This window comes from Lacticaseibacillus kribbianus, assembly GCF_020180945.1.
In the GTDB taxonomy this organism is placed as follows: domain Bacteria; phylum Bacillota; class Bacilli; order Lactobacillales; family Lactobacillaceae; genus Lacticaseibacillus; species Lacticaseibacillus kribbianus.
Map to the genome: position 1 here is coordinate 38,522 of NZ_JAIPUL010000002.1, position 17,573 is coordinate 56,094.

14 protein-coding genes are annotated in these 17,573 nt (G+C 64.8%); 11 read left to right on the forward strand and 3 right to left on the reverse strand.

Annotation, left to right across the window (positions count from 1 at the left end; genetic code table 11):
• Window positions 1-640: 640 nt before the first annotated feature.
• From LE416_RS07515 to LE416_RS07550, 8 genes are all read left to right on the forward strand, one after another.
• Complete coding sequence (locus tag LE416_RS07515; RefSeq protein WP_225047885.1) at window positions 641-1,315, forward strand: hypothetical protein; 675 nt, start codon at window positions 641-643, stop codon at window positions 1,313-1,315.
• Between the two features lie 476 nt (window positions 1,316-1,791).
• Entirely contained in the window at window positions 1,792-2,883 is a 1,092-nt protein-coding gene (locus tag LE416_RS07520; RefSeq protein ID WP_225047886.1) for a hypothetical protein, read from the forward strand.
• A 105-nt stretch (window positions 2,884-2,988) separates the two neighbouring features.
• Window positions 2,989-5,055 carry a helix-turn-helix domain-containing protein gene (locus LE416_RS07525; protein WP_225047887.1) on the forward strand — a complete coding sequence of 689 codons (2,067 nt, stop codon included), beginning with the start codon at window positions 2,989-2,991 and terminating at the stop codon, window positions 5,053-5,055.
• Between the two features lie 129 nt (window positions 5,056-5,184).
• Window positions 5,185-5,529, forward strand: a complete 345-nt coding sequence (locus LE416_RS07530) for an iron chaperone (RefSeq protein ID WP_225047888.1) — start codon at window positions 5,185-5,187, stop codon at window positions 5,527-5,529.
• Window positions 5,530-5,605: 76 nt separating this feature from the next.
• Entirely contained in the window at window positions 5,606-6,538 is a 933-nt protein-coding gene (locus tag LE416_RS07535) for an L-lactate dehydrogenase (protein WP_225047889.1), read from the forward strand.
• Window positions 6,535-7,140, forward strand: coding sequence for a uracil-DNA glycosylase family protein (locus tag LE416_RS07540; RefSeq protein WP_225047890.1), 606 nt, complete (start codon window positions 6,535-6,537; stop codon window positions 7,138-7,140). The genes LE416_RS07535 and LE416_RS07540 overlap by 4 nt, the downstream gene beginning before the upstream one ends.
• A 468-nt stretch (window positions 7,141-7,608) precedes the next feature.
• Complete coding sequence (locus LE416_RS07545) at window positions 7,609-8,193, forward strand: TetR/AcrR family transcriptional regulator C-terminal domain-containing protein (RefSeq protein ID WP_225047891.1); 585 nt, start codon at window positions 7,609-7,611, stop codon at window positions 8,191-8,193.
• Between the two features lie 847 nt (window positions 8,194-9,040).
• Window positions 9,041-9,682 carry an NAD(P)H-binding protein gene (locus LE416_RS07550; RefSeq protein WP_225047892.1) on the forward strand — a complete coding sequence of 214 codons (642 nt, stop codon included), beginning with the start codon at window positions 9,041-9,043 and terminating at the stop codon, window positions 9,680-9,682.
• A 581-nt stretch (window positions 9,683-10,263) separates the two neighbouring features.
• On the opposite strand, the gene LE416_RS07555 is transcribed toward LE416_RS07550, so the two are convergent.
• Entirely contained in the window at window positions 10,264-11,418 is a 1,155-nt protein-coding gene (locus LE416_RS07555) for a cobalamin-independent methionine synthase II family protein (protein ID WP_225047893.1), read from the reverse strand.
• Between the two features lie 179 nt (window positions 11,419-11,597).
• Here LE416_RS07555 and LE416_RS07560 point away from each other — a divergent pair, with 179 nt between their 5' ends.
• Both LE416_RS07560 and LE416_RS07565 read left to right on the forward strand, forming a co-directional pair.
• Window positions 11,598-12,521: a LysR family transcriptional regulator gene (locus tag LE416_RS07560; RefSeq protein WP_225047894.1), complete on the forward strand. Its 924-nt coding sequence runs from the start codon at window positions 11,598-11,600 to the stop codon at window positions 12,519-12,521.
• 102 nt (window positions 12,522-12,623) lie between these two features.
• Window positions 12,624-13,478 carry a glycerophosphodiester phosphodiesterase family protein gene (locus LE416_RS07565; RefSeq protein WP_225047895.1) on the forward strand — a complete coding sequence of 285 codons (855 nt, stop codon included), beginning with the start codon at window positions 12,624-12,626 and terminating at the stop codon, window positions 13,476-13,478.
• Between the two features lie 214 nt (window positions 13,479-13,692).
• On the opposite strand, the gene LE416_RS07570 is transcribed toward LE416_RS07565, so the two are convergent.
• Window positions 13,693-14,943 carry an MFS transporter gene (locus tag LE416_RS07570; RefSeq protein ID WP_225047896.1) on the reverse strand — a complete coding sequence of 417 codons (1,251 nt, stop codon included), beginning with the start codon at window positions 14,941-14,943 and terminating at the stop codon, window positions 13,693-13,695.
• 257 nt (window positions 14,944-15,200) lie between these two features.
• Between LE416_RS07570 and LE416_RS07575 the strand changes: the two genes are divergently transcribed.
• The gene (locus tag LE416_RS07575) at window positions 15,201-15,416 is read left to right on the forward strand and encodes a P8 family protein (RefSeq protein WP_241865017.1); all 216 of its coding nucleotides are present in this window, start codon (window positions 15,201-15,203) and stop codon (window positions 15,414-15,416) included.
• 478 nt (window positions 15,417-15,894) lie between these two features.
• Here the strand turns inward: LE416_RS07575 and LE416_RS07580 are convergent, their stop codons facing one another.
• Complete coding sequence (locus LE416_RS07580) at window positions 15,895-17,481, reverse strand: ATP-binding cassette domain-containing protein (RefSeq protein WP_225047897.1); 1,587 nt, start codon at window positions 17,479-17,481, stop codon at window positions 15,895-15,897.
• Between the last annotated feature and the right edge of the window lie 92 nt (window positions 17,482-17,573).

Below are 17,573 nucleotides of genomic sequence, written 5' to 3' on the forward strand. Positions count from 1 at the left end.
CGGTGCGGCGGTGCGGCCGGTTTCCGCCCGTTGGGCTCCAACCTAGATTTGGAGCCGGAGCCGCGTTGCGGCTACCCCGTCTCCAAATCTGCCGGGATCAGCCACGCGAATGCCCCGACAAACCCGCGGGTCATCCGGGTGACTAATCCTTTCACTGCCGCACCGCCCGGCCCCTCCGCCCACGCCGCAGGCCGCTACACAGTGGATAGCGGCAGCGAAAGCGTGCGCTTGTCCACAGGCTTGTGGATAGGGGTAGCCTTTTTGAAAGCCCACATGTGGATAAGAGGGATCGATTTGAACAGATCTTATCAGCTGAGGATAAGACCGCGTTCCGGAGCCGGCGGCCGCCCCGCTTCGCTCTTCCCATTGTCGAGCTGCGAAGCGCAACGCGAAAGCGGCCTGCTACGCTCCAGCGCCGAGGCCAAGTGCGGGCCTCAACGCCGGCGCTAGGCATGCCGTTTCGCTAAGTCTGCGCTTCTTCGCTCTTCCCATTATAGAACACCAGTTTCCTGCGGGGAAGGCGCGGCGGTTGAAACCGGGCGCGAAAGTACGGTAGAATGGGCCGTGATGTGTCGGCGCTCGGCGATGAGTGCCGGTGAGCAACGGCTCGAGGACGGGCCGAATAACGGAGACGATAAAAATGGAAATCAACGTAACAGCGTTCCAAGAGGCCATCGAAAACGGCAACTACCAGACCACGCAGTTCACGGCGACGCCGGAGCAGGTTGCGCAGGACGGGGTGGAGAAGGACCTGCAGCCCGCGTTCGCCGCGCTGGATGCGGCGCTTGACCAAGGCATTTTGGCCCAAGTCGACCTGGTGATCGAAAGCGCGGAGCCGACCACGGTGCGGCTGGAAACCGGCGTGATCAATCTGCCGTTCGCCGACTCGCGCAAGGTCAACAACTTCCTTGACGAGGACGCGACGGTTCCGCTGCGGGTCAACCTGATCGTGATCTCGCCCTACGTCAACCAGTCCGGGCTGCGCATCGACATCGTGGCGGAGGCCGACGCCTACGTCCAAAACCGCGCGGCCAATCAGGCGGCGGTGATCGCCGAGGTCCAGGAGAAGCTGGCCCTGATCGAGGCCGAGCGGACGGCGCCGAAGCCGGAGGCATTGGAGGTCCCGGCCGCCCGCGCCAAGGCGACGACCACGCGCAAGACTGCGGCCAAGAAGACCACCACGCGCAAGGCGACGGCGAAGAAGACGACCGCGAAGAAGACCACGACGCGCAAGTCGGCGGCGAAGACCACCGCGGCGAAGAAGGCCGCGACCAAGACGGTGTCGGCCAAGACCGCGCCGAAGCCAAAGCAGTAGGCCGACCAGCGGGGAGCCGGCGCGCCGCGTCCAACACGGCGCGAGAAACGCCGCACCCGGAACATCGGGAGCCGGCCAACGGCGCGCCCGGAACGACACGGGGCGGGCAGCGCCTGCGCCGCCAATTGAACGACCGCTGACACAAGAGAACCGGGGATGCGCACACGACGCGTCCCCGGTTTTTTGCGCCTCGTCGGCCCGCCGCGCCTTGCCGCCCGCGTGCAAGGCCCCGCGCCGCGGCGGGGGCCTTACTTTACGCGTGGCGAATTTTGTGGTTAAATGGCAGTAATTGCAAGGATTGGCTTCAAAAAACTCGGCCGAGTTTGACGGCACCACTTCCCTTGAACAGAATTTGCAGATACGGAGAAATCCGGCAGATTCTGGCGGGGCGTGGGCCGCAGATTGATTCAGGACATGAATCGCGGCCGGGTTTTTGTTTTGCCCGGCCGGGTTCCAGACGGAGGCAGAGTGGAAGAATGAAGAAGACAATTGCGATGACCGTGGTGGCCGGACTGGCGCTGGCGCTCGTGGGGTGCGCGCCCAAGGCCGCGGCGCCGGCAAGCAGCGAAAGCGCCGCAAGCAGCAAGCCGGCGACCAGCGAGTCGAGCAGCAAGAAGGCGGCGACCCAGTCCAGCAAGAAGGATGAGGCGCCGGAGCTTGATCCCGAGTTCGCGGAGAAGCTGACCAATAAGCGCTACAAGCTGACCAAGAAGGACCAGCCGTACGACACGACGAAGATCGCCGGGCTGTACATGAAAAAGGTCGAGACCGACGCGATGACGCACTGGGCTCTGTACATCGCGGTGCGGGTGACGAAGGACAGTCGCTGGACGGAGGCGGTGCTGCGGGTGCCGCGGCCGGGCTTCAGCCACGAGGAGCTGGAGAGCAACGATGTGAATGTGCCGACCTGGTACATCGATTCGGCCAACCAGTTCAAGTCCAAGCTGATCGACCTCGATAACAGCGGATTGGCCACCGGCACCATCACCGAGTCCTACCGCAAGCCGGAGACCAACCGGATGGACCAAGACATGGCCTTTCAGCTTGACGAGACGGGGGCGCTGACGCTGCGCAGGTACGACGAGATCGGTCACCGAGGTAGCGGTCCGAAACCGACCATCCGGGTGACGACCACCGGCGTTGAGTACTACGATTTTGACGATGATCAGACGGTGAAGCTGGACAAGGTGACCGGCACGCCGACCAAGGCCCAAGACCCTTACGGCCTGGCCAAGTTCGCCGACATGACGGTCGCCGACGTGCGGCGGGCGAAGGTCAAGAACATGCGCCAGCTGGCCAACGTCAACCGGGACGACGATTTGCCAAGAGGCGCGACGTACCACTTCACCAGCCTCAACGACTGGTTCCAGTACATTAGTTTCGATGCGACCTACGAGAAAATGGTACTGAAGAAAAACGTCAAGTTCTACACTCAGGACAACAAGGAGGTCAAACTGAAGTGGGTCATCACCGCGAAGGGCCCTGACGACACGCAATTCGGGCCGTACGGACTGACGGCGGACAACCACATGTATTCGAAAGACAGTTCTGGCTGGTCGATTGACTAGTATCGGGTGGCGCCTGTCTTGGGCAACTGCGACGGCGGCGGACAACAGCGGCGGCGGGCGGCAACAGCGGTGGCGAAGCCAGCCGTGAAGGAGGAGACAGCGGTGATGGACCGGACAACAAGGACAGCGCAGACCGCGGCGGCAAAGCGGGCAGCAGCGGCAAAGCAGGTCGCGGCGGTGAACCAGGCAGCAGCGGCAAAGCAGGTCGCGGCGGCAAAGCAGGTCGCGGCGTCAAACCAGATCACGGCGGCAAAGCAGACCACGGCGCCAACGCGGACAAAGACCGCAGAGCGGGTCACGGCGCCAAAGCGGACAAAGGCGGCATCCCGGACGCCGGGAGTTGATCGGACCCAGCCGGCAGCCCAGACCGCGACCCCGGCAGATGAGCCCATCGGCGCATTTTTCCGCCGGGTGCGCAAGGGGCTGCACCTGACGCTGGCCCAGGCGGCCGGCAGCGGAAGCGGCGCCGGGCTGTCGCGCTTCGAGCGCGGCGCGACCGACCTGTCGGTGGCCAGCGCCGTGGAGGTGATGCACAACCTGATGCTGGATGCGCACGACCTGATGTACTGGCAGGACAAGCAGCAGGGCTCGTGGCCGCTGGCCGTGCCCAGCCTCCTGAACCAGGCCGCAGCGGCCAAGCTTGCGCCGCTGCTGGCGCGCTACCTGGCCGCGCACCAGGCGGACCGCGACACGCCGCTTCAGGCCGCCGCGCGCCTGGTGGCCGACTGCGGCACGCAGCCTTTGGCCCCGGCGCGGCACTTGACGCCGGCTGAGGAGCAGGCGGTGGCCGACCTGCTGCGGTACCCCGACTCGTGGAACACGCTGCAGACCAGCCTGCTGATTGCGGCGACGCCCTACGCCAGCCGCGAGCTGCTGGGGCTGTTGCTTGAGCGGCTGGCCAAACTCGGTGAGGCGCAAAAAGGGCACGGCATCTGGGGGCTGATGCAGCGCCTGGACGCGCTGGGCTGGGCAATCATCGGACGCAACGACTCGAAGCTGCTGGCACGGCTGGGCGCGGTGCTGGCGCAGCAGGAGGCCGACCGGGTGCCGGCGAACGTGAACTGGCAGTGCGCGTGCCTGGTGCTGCGGCGCGGCATCACCTGGGCCAAGGCCCCGACGCCGGCCAACACGGCGGCGCTGACCCGGACGCTGGATCTGACGGACCGGTACGCCCGCGCGCCGATCGGCAACCGGGCGCGGCACTTGATGCAGGCCCGGCAGGCCGGCGCGCGGACCTGGTCCAACCCGGCCTTGAGCGACCGCCCGGAGGACCCGACGCTTGGGTTCGACGCGCGGCGCGGCTACACGGATGGGCCGCAGCTGGGGGTGCTGCGCCGCCGGCTGGGGCTGACGATGACGCAGGCCGCGGTGGGCTGGTCGAGCTCGACACAATCGCGCTTCGAGCACGGCGAGTCGGCGCTGGGTTTTGGCCGCGTGCTTGCGCTTTACCAGCGGCTGGAGCAGTCCAACCTGTTCTCCAACTGGGTGGAAGGCCCCTTGAATCGGCACGCCCGGCTGCAAAACGAGCTGCAGGAGGTGCGCGTCCACCCCAAGCGCTTCACGCCGGCCGACGCGGCGGTGATGATGCAGCGGATCGCCGAGCAAAACGCCGGCGCGCCGGCGTGGATGACGCTGATCGAGCAGGAGGGCGCGCGGCAGGTGTTCGCCAACGAGGGCATCCTGCCTGAGTCGGACGCCGACCCGGCGGTGGTGCGCGCGGTGATGAGCGGCACCGCGGCCGTCACCTTTTGGCCGGACAACGCGGCCAAGGCGATGAACGATTTTATCTACAACGCCGGGACCCTGGCGCAGATCGAGTCGACGTACCGGCGCACGGTGCTCAGCCCGCGCACGACCGGGGCCAACATGATGGCCTTCGACTGGTCCAACTTCGCCAAGTTCATCGGCGACAACCGCGACGCCGCCTTCGCGGCCCGGATGCAGCGTGACATGGCGGCGCGGCCACTGGTTGACCTGCTGCCCAACCCCGGCGCGAGCTACGCGGTGGCCGAGCTGATTCTGGCCTACACCGTGGCGCCCAGCCAGACTGTCATCGACGCGCTGGTCGCGCTGGTGGCCGACATGCGGTTTCTGGGCAACACCTTCCGCGCCGAATTCTACCCGGAGTGGCTCGAGTCGGTGGGGATTCCCCGCGCGGCGTTCAAGGGGTGAGCCGACAGAATCGCTAAAACAGGGATGCGCGGTGGCGCGTCCCTGTTTTTTTCGGCCTCATCGCTTGCACTTTGCGTCGAAATGCGGCACGCTTAAGGCGGTTACAATTAATCAGTGGGAGGTGACGCCGTGACCGTGATCACGGATTACCTGCACGACCTGCCGGCGGCGCAGCGCCCGCAGACCCAGGCCCTGTACGACCTGCTGCGGGGGCTTTTGCCCGAGGCGACGGAGACCTTCAGCTACGGCATGCCCGCGCTGCGCCAGCCCGGCGGCCCGGTGCTGGTGTACTTCAGCGCCTTCAAGCAGTGGGTCGGGTTCTACCCGACCAGCGCGCCGCTTGCGGCACTGACGGCAGACGAGCTCGCGGGTTTCGCCCACAGCAAGGGGGCGCTTAGGCTGCCGTACGACCGGCCGCTGCCACGTGAGCTGATCGCCAAGCTGGTCGCGCTGCGGCTGAGTGCAGTCCAATAAGGTTCGGGGGAACGTTCGCCGCGCGGCCGTCAGGCGTGCGGGGTGGGACAAGACGCACACACAAAGGAGAATTGCGATGAAATCTGCAAACATTATCTTGGTCGGCGACGGCGCGATCGGCTCCAGCTACGCCTTCAACTGCCTGACCACCGGCGTCGGCAAGAGCATCGGCATCATCGACGTCAACCACGAGCGCGTGCAGGGCGACGTCGAGGACCTCGCCGACGCGCTGCCGTACGTCGCCCAGAAAAACATCTACGCGGCCAGCTACGAGGACTGCCGCTACGCCGACATCGTGGTGATCACGGCCGGCGTCGCCCAGAAGCCCGGCGAGACGCGCCTGCAGCTTTTGCAAAAGAACGCCGCCATCATCAAGTCGGTGGTGGCCAACGTGATGAAGAACGGCTTCGACGGCATTTTCCTGGTTGCGTCCAACCCGGTCGACATCCTGACCGAGCTGACGCTGCGCCTGTCCGGCCTGCCGAAAAACCGCGTGCTGGGCTCCGGCACCGCGCTGGACTCCGCGCGCCTGCGCTCGGAGATCGGCCGCCGCTACAACGTCGACGTTCGCGCCGTCCACGGCTACATCATGGGCGAGCACGGCGACTCCGAGTTCCCGGTCTGGGACTTCACGACCATCGGCGGCCAGCCGATCTGCGACTTTGTGCCCAAGGCGCGGCAGGCGGCGGATTTTGCCGCCATCGGTGAGCGCGTCAAGACCGCGGCCTACTCGATTATCCAGAAAAAAGGCGCGACCTTCTACGGCATCGCGGCCAGCCTGACGCGCCTGACCCAGGCCGTCCTGAACGACGACCACGCGGCCTTTGCGATGTCCGTGCACCTGGACGGCGAGTACGGGCTGCACGACGTCTCGATCGGCGTGCCGGTGCTGCTCGGCGCCAACGGGCTGGACCGGATCCTTGAGCTCGACTTGAACCCGGAGGACCTCCAGCGGCTGCAGGACTCCGCCGCCATTTTGCAGGACAACCTGCAGCAGGTGCTGGATTGAGCCAGGTTCCGCGCGTCGATGCGGTCGACCGGCTGGCCGCCATCGACGCGGCGATCCAGGCCGACCCGCAAAACCGCGAGTTCACAAGCGAAGGCATTTGCCCGCTTTATCACATCACCCCGGACGCGACGATCCTGTTGATCAGCCAGGCGCCGAGCAACAAGGCCCAGCGTTCGATGGTGTTTTGGAACGACCCCAGCGGCGTGCGGCTGCGCGAGTGGATGGGGATCAGCGATGACGAGTTCTACCGCTCCGGCAAGGTCGCGGTGATGCCGCTGGACTTCTACTACCCGGGCAAGGGCGCGCACGGCGACCTGCCGCCGCGCAAGGGCTTTGCGGAAAAGTGGCACCCCAAGCTCCTGCCGCTGATGCCCAAGGTCCAGCTGACGCTTCTGGTCGGCGCCTACGCGCAAAAGGCCTACCTGGGCAAGCGCGCGGCCAAGAGCCTGACGGCCACGGTGGAGCAGTTCGCCGACTACGCGCCGTACTTCCCGCTGGTCCACCCGTCGCCTCTGAACTACGGCTGGCTGGCCAAGAATCCGTGGTTCGCAAGCTCTGTCGTCCCGGCACTTCAGGCCGAGGTGCGCGAGGCGCTGCGGTAGGGCACAGACCACGGCGGGCCGTGAGCTCCAGACCGTGAGCTCCGGGCCGGGGCTGGCGCGGACTGCGCGGCTGGTCTCCGCCCAAAACGGGCTCCGCAAGGCAACGCCTGTGCGTCCAGCTAAGGACGTCACTTGGGCCAAGGTGCGGCCCAAGTGCCATCCTTACGCTGGCCGACAGGCTAAGTGCGCCTTGTTCCACCCTCTATTGGGCTACGACCTAAAAGTTGAGCCAAGCGTCGCCTGCGGCTCCTCTGCTTGTCTCAACTTTTGCCGGGAATCGCCACGCGAATGCCCCGCCAAACCCGCGGGTCATTCGAGCGGCGATTCCTTTCGCGGTCCACGCCAGCCCCGGCCCTCCGCTCACTACATGGTGGAAGGACTCGAGCGAGTGAGGCGGAATCAGCCGCTCTCCGGCACGACGCTTGACGATTCACTCACTTTCGAACCACAACGAATAAGAAGGCAATCATGACAGAACAGACCAAAGACCGCATCGCGCAGGCGACCAAGGACCTCGTGGGCACCGTGCCGTTCGCGGACATCAACGTGACCAGCATCATGAAAAAGGCGGGGCTGCGCCGCCAGACGTTTTACGACTACTACCGCGACAAGTTCGACGTGCTCGGCCACATCTACCGCACCGAGATCGACGCGGCGGCCGCTTTTTGCGGGCACTACCAGTACTGGCCGCAGACGCTGCACACGATGCTCGATTACTTCGCGGCCAACCGCCGCTTCTACCGCATCGTGATCGCCATCGACGAGCAAAACGCGCCGGAGGACGTGATTCGCGCCCATCTGAGCGACATGATCAAGGCGATTCTGGGCGACCTCGGCCGCACGCGGCACGTCGCCATTGACCCCGGCTACTGTCGGTTTCTGCAGAGCATGCTGAGCACGGCCTTCGTGGTCGAGCTCAAAAACTGGCTGACGGCACCGACTCCGGTGCCGGTGGCTACGCTCGAGACCTACATCGGCACGTTTTTGGACGGCAGCTTCACCGGTTTCTTGAGCCAGACGGCAAGCCCCGTGGTGCAGCGCGCCGAGGCCTGACGCGCAAGGCGGCGCGCCCCGATTTCGGGGTGCGCCGCATTTTTGTTCCAGGGCGGAGCAAGGCGCACCTAGCTGGACGAGCCGACGTTGCCTTGCGGAGCCCGACGATAACCAGGGCGGAGCGAAGCCTGCCGTCCGCACAAAAAGGCCTTCCGACGAATCGGAAGGCGGTGAGCGGGTTACTTCTCTCGAATCAGGCGGACCAGCACCCAGAACACGCCGATGCTGGCGGCCAAGGCGAGAAAGGTGACGACGTTGAACACAAGGTCTCCCATTGCGGTGATCCTCCGTTGTGACGGTGCGACACGGGCCGCGTAGCCAGCAGGCGCGGCGGGCCCCCACAAGGTTAACTCTAAAACGTAAGCGCTTACCCGTTCAATTTTGCGGTCCGCGTTTTGACAAACAAAAAGCCCTCCGGCAGTTGTCGGAAGGCGGTTGCCTGGCGGGCTAGTTAGACCCTCGAAGCTATTGATTCACTTTACTCTCACAGCTTAACATGTGTCCGGACTCCTGACAAGCCAGCCGAATTAGTGCATGTTAAACTGGTACTGGTAACAGGTTGTGGCCAGTTACCACACCCGATACTGTTGCCGATTGGGGTGAAGCTATTGATTTACTTTACTTTCTCAGTCAACGTTTCCCCCGCAGAGCTCGGCGGCTTCATAACGGCGGTTATCGGCGGCGTTATCGCCTGGCGCAAGCGGAAGCGACGTTGATCACGGGCGGTCCCGTCATGCGCCGCGGCGGGGCCGCTTTCCTGCGCCGGACACGTCGCGCCATCTGTCCGTTTACTTACTAATTCATAGTGATAACCTGTACTTGTAAGTTAAGGAAGGGAAGCCATCACATGACTAAGGTATTGATTCTAGGCGCCAACGGGCAGATTGCCAAGCTGGCGGAGGCTCAGCTGCTCAAGGACACGGACGCGACGCTCACGCTTTTCCTGCGCAAGGCCAAGCGGCTGCACGTTCAGGACGCGGCGCGTGAAAACGTCGTGGAGGGCGATGCGACGGACGCCGCCGCCATCGCGGCCGCGGCCAAGGGCGCGGACATCGTGTACGCCAACCTCGGCAACCGCGGCATCGAGGCGCAGGCCAAGGCCGTCGTCGCCGGGCTCAACCAGGCCGGCGTCAAGCGCCTGATCTGGATCTCGACGCTTGGCATTTACGACGAGGTGCCCGGCGCGTACGGCAAGTGGAACCACCAGATGCTCGACGGCGGCTACCTCGAGACCTACGCCGCGGCGGCTAAGGTGATCGAGGCCAGCGACCTGGACTACACCATCATTCGCCCGGCCTGGCTGTCCAACAAGGACCTCGTGTCCTACGAGCTGACGGAAAAAGGCGAGGCGTTCAAGGGCACCGAGGTCTCCCGCAAGAGCATCGCGGACCTGATCGTCAAGCTGATTCAGGACCCGACGCAGCACGTCCGCGCGTCGCTCGGCGTCAACCAGCCGAACACGGACGGGGCCAAGCCATCGTTTTACTAGGCCAAGTGTGACTGGTGACGCAAAAAGTCACAGACACGGCGCCTCCGGTGTGTTAGGCTAGTTGAGACAGATGGGCGCGCACCAACCAGACGGGGTGTAAGCTGTCAGAAGGAACTACCGATTACCATTGCCTGTACTGATGCCGTGGGGGCGGCCCAGCGCAGGTTTCCTGGCGCCCACTCTTGGCGACCGCTTCAGCGAGCGGTCGCTTTTTTTGTTGCCCAGGGCGGAGCAAGGCGCACTTAGGCCACCGACCAGCGTAAGACCCGCGCTTGGGCCGCACTTTGGCCCGAGCACGGATCTTAGCTGGACGAGTGGCCGTTGCGCTTCGTAGCCCGACGAACCAGGGCGGAGCAAGGCGCACTTAGGCCACCGACCAGCGTAAGACCCGCGCTTGGGCCGCACTTTGGCCCGAGCACGGATCTTAGCTGGACGAGTGGCCGTTGCCTTGCGCAGCCCGACGAACCAGGGCGGAGAAGCGCGGGCTTAGCGGGACGGATAGCCTAGGGTGCAGCTACACCCCGCCCAACGCAAAGACGGTGGCCGCCCCCAATTGGGAGTCGGTCACCGTCTTTGCTTGGTTAGTCCTCGCCCCAGAAAGCCTTGGCCAGCCGCTGGCCCTGGTCGATCTTGGCCCACTGCTGGGCCGCCGTCAGCTCGTTGCCGCCGTCGCAGCTGGCGAAGCCGCACTGGTGGGAGAGGTAGAGGTGGTCCTTGGGCAGGATCGCCGCGGCCTGGTTGAGCAGGCGCAGCGCGCGGGCCTCATCATCGAGCGCGCTGGTCTTGGAGCTCAGCACGCCGAGCACGAGCTCGACGTTCGGCCGGTTTTGCAGCGCGGTCAGGGCCGTGATGTCGCCGGCGCGGTCGTCGTCCCACTCGAGGAAAAAGCGGTCGTAGTGCTGGTCGCCGAGGAACTTCGCGGCGATGGTGGCGTAGGAGCCGCCGGCCGCGTGGCGGGAGGCGTAGTTGCCGCGGCAGTTGTGCGTCCACACCTTGAGGCCAAGCGCGTGGCCGAAGTCGCACACGGCGTTGTTGATGGCGACGAACTCGTCTGCCAGGGCGGCGATGTCACCGCTGTTGGCGGCGTAGAAGCCGGACGGGTTGTCGCTTGAGAACAGTTCCCACAGGCAGTCGTCGAACTGGACGATTTCACCGCCCGCGGCCTTGTACTCGGTCAAAAATTCCTGGTAGGCGTGGATCAGGCCGGCCTTCAGGTCTTCTTTGGTCTTGTAGACCTGGTCGTCACCGTACAGGTGGTCGAAAAAGGTCAGCTCGGTGTAGGCGTGGGCGGCGCCCCACACCGTGGTTTTGACGGCCGCGTCGCCGGCCTGGGCCTTGAGCTGCTTGAAGATGTCGATGAAGTGGTGGTGCTTGCCGGACAGCGGTGCGGTGATGGCCAAGCCGATGTCCTTTCTGGTCTCGAAGTCGCCGCCGTCGTGGTCCTCGAAGCGGTAGCCGTGGTCGGCAATCAGCCGCTTGATGCCGGTAAAGCCCCAGAGAAAGTCCAGGTGCCACATGGACTTGGAGTACTCGCCGTCGGTCAAAACGTCGATGCCGTGCGTCTTTTGCTGGGCGACGACGTCCTGAATCGCCGCGGCCTCGGTGGCCTGGTAGCCGGGAAAATCGGTGTAAAACGGGTAGGTGATGTCGTCTCTGTGCTCGATCTGGTCCTTGTAGGCGAGCAGGTCGGCCGGCCGCAGCAGCGAGCCGACGAGCTGGAAGCGTGATTGTGTCATGGTGAGTCCTCCGTGGTTTTATGATTGTGTTAATACTAGCAGAGCTGCCATTAATTAGGTAATATCGGAATCGTTCATGCTATAATAGGCAGCAACTATAACCACGGACGGCGGGCCCGCTGTGGCCGATCGAGGCCAGGACTTGTTCGAGGCGCCGCCGCACGGGTCAGGAGGACGCCATGCGCATTCAACAGCTCGAGTACCTGGAGGCCATTGCGGCCACCGGGTCGATCAATGAGGCCGCCAAGCGGCTGTTCATCTCCCAGCCCTCGCTGTCGCAGGCGATGAAGGAGCTGGAAAAGGAGTACCAGATCCAGCTCTTTTACCGCTCGCGCGTCGGCATCACGCTGACGGACGCGGGGCGGGAGTTTCTCAACTACGCGCGCGGGGTGCTCGACCAGGTCGACCTGCTTGACGGCCATTTTCGCCGCGGCACCGGGCGCAAGCAGCACTTCGCCGTCTCAGCGCAGCACTACGCCTTCGTGGTCAACGCCTTCGTCGAGCTGGTCAAGGAGGTCGGCCAAGACGCGTACGACTTCACGCTGCGCGAGACGCAGACCCGCGCCGTGCTCGACGACATCCAGACCGGCCAGGCGGAGCTCGGCGTCATCTACCTCAACGGCTTCAACACGCCGGTGATGCGCCGCCTGATTGAAGAAAAGGACCTGGTGTTCACGCCGCTGTTCACCGCCCAGCCGCACGTTTTCGTCGGCCGCGACAACCCGCTGACGGCCAAAACCCGGCTGACTCTGGCCGACCTCGAGCCGTACCCGTACCTGTCGTACGAGCAGGGCGACGCGAGCTCCTTTTACTTCGCCGAGGAGATCCAGAGCACGCTGGCGCACGCCAAGCACGTGCGCGTGTCCGACCGCGCGACCATTTTCAACCTGATGGTCGGGCTCAACGGCTACACCATCAGCTCGGGCATCATCTCAAGCGACCTGAACGACGAGAAAATCGTCGCGATTCCGCTGGCCGTCGACGACCCGATCACGCTCGGCACCCTGCGCCGCAAGCAGCTCGCGCTGTCGCCGACCGCGGCCCGCTACCTGGCGCTGCTCAAGCGCTACATCCGCCACTACGGGTTCGCCGTGGCGGACTGACGGCGGGCGCGGTAAGTTCTGGAGCTTTGGCTTGCAGTCGGCGGCCGCTCTGGCTGATAATGGATGCAATCACCTGTGACCGCGCCGAAAGGAGGCCCGCCCATGAAAATTCTGATGATTGTCGTCGCGGCGCTGCTACTGGCCGCGGCCGTCGCGGCGGGGATTGCGCGCTGGAACCGCAGACGCACCGCGAATCCTGATGCCTGGCTGCATCAGCCGCTGATTGCCCACGCCGGGGGCGGCATCGACGGGCACCCGTACACCAACAGCGCGGAAGCCTTTGCGGCCAGCTACGCCGCGGGGTGCCGGCTGTTCGAGTTCGACGTGTCGCCCACGTCAGACGGCCGGCTGGTGGCGCGCCACGGCTGGGACGAGTCGCTCGGCCAAAAGCTGCCGGATGGCGACTGGCCGCCGGCGGGGGAGCCACTGCCTTACGCCGCCTTCATGGCCGCGCCTTACGAGGGCCAGTACCAGCCGCTCGACCTGGCCGGCGTGCTGGCGCTGATGCGCCGCCACCGCGATATCCAGGTGATCCTCGACGGCAAGGTGACCGCGCCCGAGGACACGGTGGCGCTGTACGACCTGCTTGAGCCGCAGCTGCAGCGCGCGCCGAAACACGTCAGGCGGCGGCTGATCGCCCAGATGTTTTACCAAGACGACCTGGCCGTGCTGCGCGCGCACGGCTTCGATCAGATCCTCTACGTGGTCGGCCGCGAGCCGTACACGGCCGAGTCGCTTTCGGACTACTGCGCCGACAACGGCATCCCGGCCGTCAGCCTGTCGATCTACCGCACCAAGGCGCCGGTGGTGGCGGCGCTGGTCGCCCGCGGCATCACCGCGTTCACGTACACCGTCGACGATCCGGAAGACCTCGCGCGCTACCAGGCGCTGGGCGTGCGGGGCGTTTTTACCAACTTTCTGATCGACGACAACCAGGGCGAAGCCAAGCGTACTTAGGCGGCCGGGTAGCGTAGGGCAAGCGGTTGGGCCGTACTTTGGCCCGAACGCTTGCCCTAGCTAGACGGGGCGCCGTTGCTTGGCGTAGCCCGACGATAACCAGGGCGAAGCCAAGCGCACTTAGGCAACCGGTCCACCAGAAAACACCTCACCTCTGCGATAATTGCCATCGCAGAGGTGAGGTGTTTTTGACCGCGGGTGCTCACGCGGGTGCTCACGCGTGCGCGTGCCGCGCCGCCTGTTCCACGCGCCACCGGTGGATCAGCGGGCGGTGGTGCCACAGTACCGGCACCAGCAGCAAAAGCGCGAGGAAGCCGCAGGACGGAAAGCCCCAGAGGCCGCCGGCGACGTCCATCACGCCGCCGACGTAGAGGCTGCCGATTGGGGTGGTGCCCTGGTTGAGCAGCACGTACACGCTCATGATGCGCCCGCGCAGCTGGTGCGGGATGTCGTACTGGAAGCTCGCGTTGCTCTGGTTGAGGAACGCCATGTTGCAAAAGCCGATGGCGATCATCACGACGACGGCCAGCGCGAACTGGTGGACGACGATCATCGCCGCCTGCAGCGCCGCGGTGGTCAGGGCGACCGCCACGTACAGGTTGCGCTGCAGCCCGTAGCGCGACAGGTAGCTGAGCAGGATCGCGGCGGCCAGGCTGCCGATGCCGGTCGCCGACAGCAGGTTGGCGTAGGTCTGGGCCCCGGCGTGCAGGACCTCCTTGGCAAAAATGGGGATGATCACGTTGTTGTTATAGTTGAGGGTGCAGACCACAAGCATCATTTCGGCGGACAGCCGCACCTCCGCGTGGGTCCACACGTAGCGCAGCCCGTCGAGCACATCGCGCCAGATGCGCTGCTTGGATGGCGTCGCGACCACGTGCGTCTGGTGGATCAGAAACAGCCCGAGCAGCACAGCGAGGTAGGAGATCGCGTCGACCAGGAAGCAGAAGCCGACGGAGAACTGCACCATCAGCACCCCGGCAATCGACGGGCCGGCGATTTTGGCCAGGTTAAAAACGGTCGAGTTCAGCGAGATGCCGTTCATCAAATCTTTTTGACCGACCAGCTCGACCACGAAGGACTGGCGCGTCGGGGTGTCGAAGCTCTGCAGGACGCCGTAGCCGATGGCAATCAGGAGCACCTGCCAGTACGCGACGACCTTCAGGTAGACGATGGCGGTCATGATCACGCCGAGCAGCAGGAAGCCGGTCTGCGTGATCATCAGGATGCGCCGCTTGGGGAAGCGGTCGATCAAAGAGCCGGCGATCAGGGTCAGCCCGAGGATCGGCACGAACTGGCAGGCCGAAAGAATCCCGACCAGAAGCGCCGAGCCGGTCATCTGGTACACCAGCCAGGTCTGGGCGGTGCGCTGAATCCACGTGCCCATCACCGACAGTAGCTGGCCGAGCCAGAAGTAGCGGAAGTTGGGGACGCGCAGGGAGGAGAAGGTGCTGCGAAGGACGTTCAAACCGGGTCATCTCTTTTGCTGAAATATAACCAGTTTTGCCCTCGACTGGCAGAATGTCAAGCCAGCCCGGCGAATGCTGGCGGTTCGCGGTCGTGTGGCCTCCCCATTGTACCCGGGTGACCCGCCGCGGCGCACGTCAGACGGCCTGTGGTTAGCACTCTTAACTATAAAGTGCTAAAAAATTGCGTCACACCCCGAGTTCTGCGTTATAATAAGGGTGTTCGTAAATATAGTAGAAAACAACGGAGGTAGGAATCATGGCAGAAGATGTTGAGAAGACTTTGGTGCTTGATGAGCCGATGAACGTGGTGTTCGACTGGAGTGACAGTGAGATCCCGGTTCGCGATGCGTTGTGGGATTACTACATGGAACACAACGCCAAGGACACGGTGAAGACCGAAGAGACGATGAAGCCGGTGCTCGACATGAGCGACGACGAAGTCAAGGCCTTGGCGGAGAAGCTGCTGAAGTAACCAAGAAGCCAGAGCGGAGCGCGGCGCACTTAGCCGGACGATTAGCCTAGCCGTGGCGTTTGGGCCGTACTTTGGCCCAGACGACTCGGCGTAGCTAATCGCTCCGGCGTTGTCGCGCGGAGCTCGACAAAGCCAGAGCGGAGAAGCGCGCACTTAGCGGGTCGGACTGCCTAGCGCTAGCGCTTGAAGCGTACTTTGCTTCGAGTGCTAGTGCGTAGCAGGCCGCACCCGCGTTGCGCTTCGGAGCTCGACGAAACCAGAGCGGAGAAGCGCGCACTTAGGCGACGGCTCGTAGCTCGACGTAACCAGCGCGGCGCCCCCGGCAGGACGGCCGGGGGCGGCCAGTTAACTTTACATCACAGATTTTACAGGCTCGGCCAATGCGGTCGGGCTTTTTTTGCGCGCCGGCAGCCGATCGGGGCCACGCCAAAAACGGCCGGGCAAGGCCGCAGCCTCTGCCCGGCCGTCTGCCGAGGGTCTACTTGAGCGGCTCCACCGCCGTCACGCGGCCGTCCGTGACGCGAATCAGCGCGTCGTACTCGGGCAAAAGCGTCTCGTCAAGGTGGTGGAGGATGGAGATGACCATGAACGGCTGGCGAAGCACGTAGGCCTCCAGGCGCCGGCCGAGGTCGTGGTCGAGCGCCGAGTTGAACTCGTCGAGCAGCAGCACGTCGGGCCGGGCCAAGAGCGCGCGGCCCAGGGCGATGCGCTGCTTTTCCCCGCCGGAAAGGGCCGAGTCGCTCAGCGGCGCGTCGAGGCCAAGCCGCGCCACCAGCGGCTGCAGCTCAAGCAGCGAAAGCGTGGCGTCGAGCCGCTCGGCGTCCACCGGCTGGCCCATGAAAAGGTTGTCGGCGAGGCCGACGTTGAAGACGGCCGGGGTCTGCGTGACCAGCTTGATGCGGGAGAACGCCCGGGAGTCGGCGCCGTTGATCAAAAGCGCGCCGCTTGCGGTGCCGCCGCCGCTGCCGGCGATGGCGCGCAGCAGCGTCGACTTGCCCGCGCCGCTCGGGCCGACGACCAGGTACTTGCGCCCGGCTTCAAAGTCCAGCGTGACGCCGGTCAACAGCGGCTTGTCGGCGCTGGCCAGCGAGAAGTCTTTTAGTCGGATGTCTGCCACCGGGTCGTCCGCAGGCACTTCGGACGGGGCCGCCTGGTACTGCGTGGTCAGCCGCGTGGCGATCGGCGTGATCTCGCGGCGCGTGTACAGCAGCCACGACAGCACCTCCATCGGCGCGCCGAGGTTGGCCGCAATCTGGATCGCCGCCAGCATACCGCCGACGGACAGCTGCCCGCGGGTGATCAAAAACGCCCCGAGGCCGATGATCGCGAACGTTTTGGCCACCTGCAGGAAGGCGTTGACCGCGTAGGTGAGGGTGATGTAGCCGTTGGCGCGGCCCTCCGTTTTCACGATCGCGCGGTTGTCGGCTTCCAGCCGGCGCAGGAAGTAGCGCCCGGCGCCGAAGCTCGCCAGCGTCTCGATGCCCGCGGTGAACGAGGTGACGCGGCGGTTGAGTTGGTCCTGCGCGGCGGCCTTCTCGGCGCGGTTGGCCTGGCTGGGCTTTTCCAGCACCTTGGGGAAGAGCACGATCAAAACGGACACGGCGAGGATCACGGCCGACAGCAGCAGGTTGATCGACAACAGCCCGGCGGCGGAGGCCGCGATCAGGATCATGCAGTTGACGATGTCGACCTCACCCTTGACGTAGGAATCGGCGACCTCGTGGCTGTTGACGTTGAGGTCGGTGGTGGCCGCGGCGACCGCGCCGTCCGAATAGCGCGCCGCGCCCATCAGCCAGCGCAGGATTCGCTGGCGAAACGCGTTTTGGCTGCGGCGCACGAGGTCCTGGCCCAGGAAGGTGCCGAGCGTCGAGAAGACGATCTCGGCCCCCGAGGCGGCGAGGAAAAGCCAGAGCGCGGGGCCCAGCAGCTGGCTGTGGTCGGCCAGCACGCGGTTGATGAACGTGCCGCTGGTCAGCGGCACCAGCACGGTGAGCAGGCCCCAGCCGATCATCGCAATTAGGGTGATCAAATACCAGGGGCGGACGTGGCGCGGGATAACTTTCATGGCTTCCTCCTTCGGGTTGGCGACGTCTTCATTTTACTGCAATCATACTCTAATCTGGGTTAACCATACTACCCCTCCGAAAAATTTCAGGC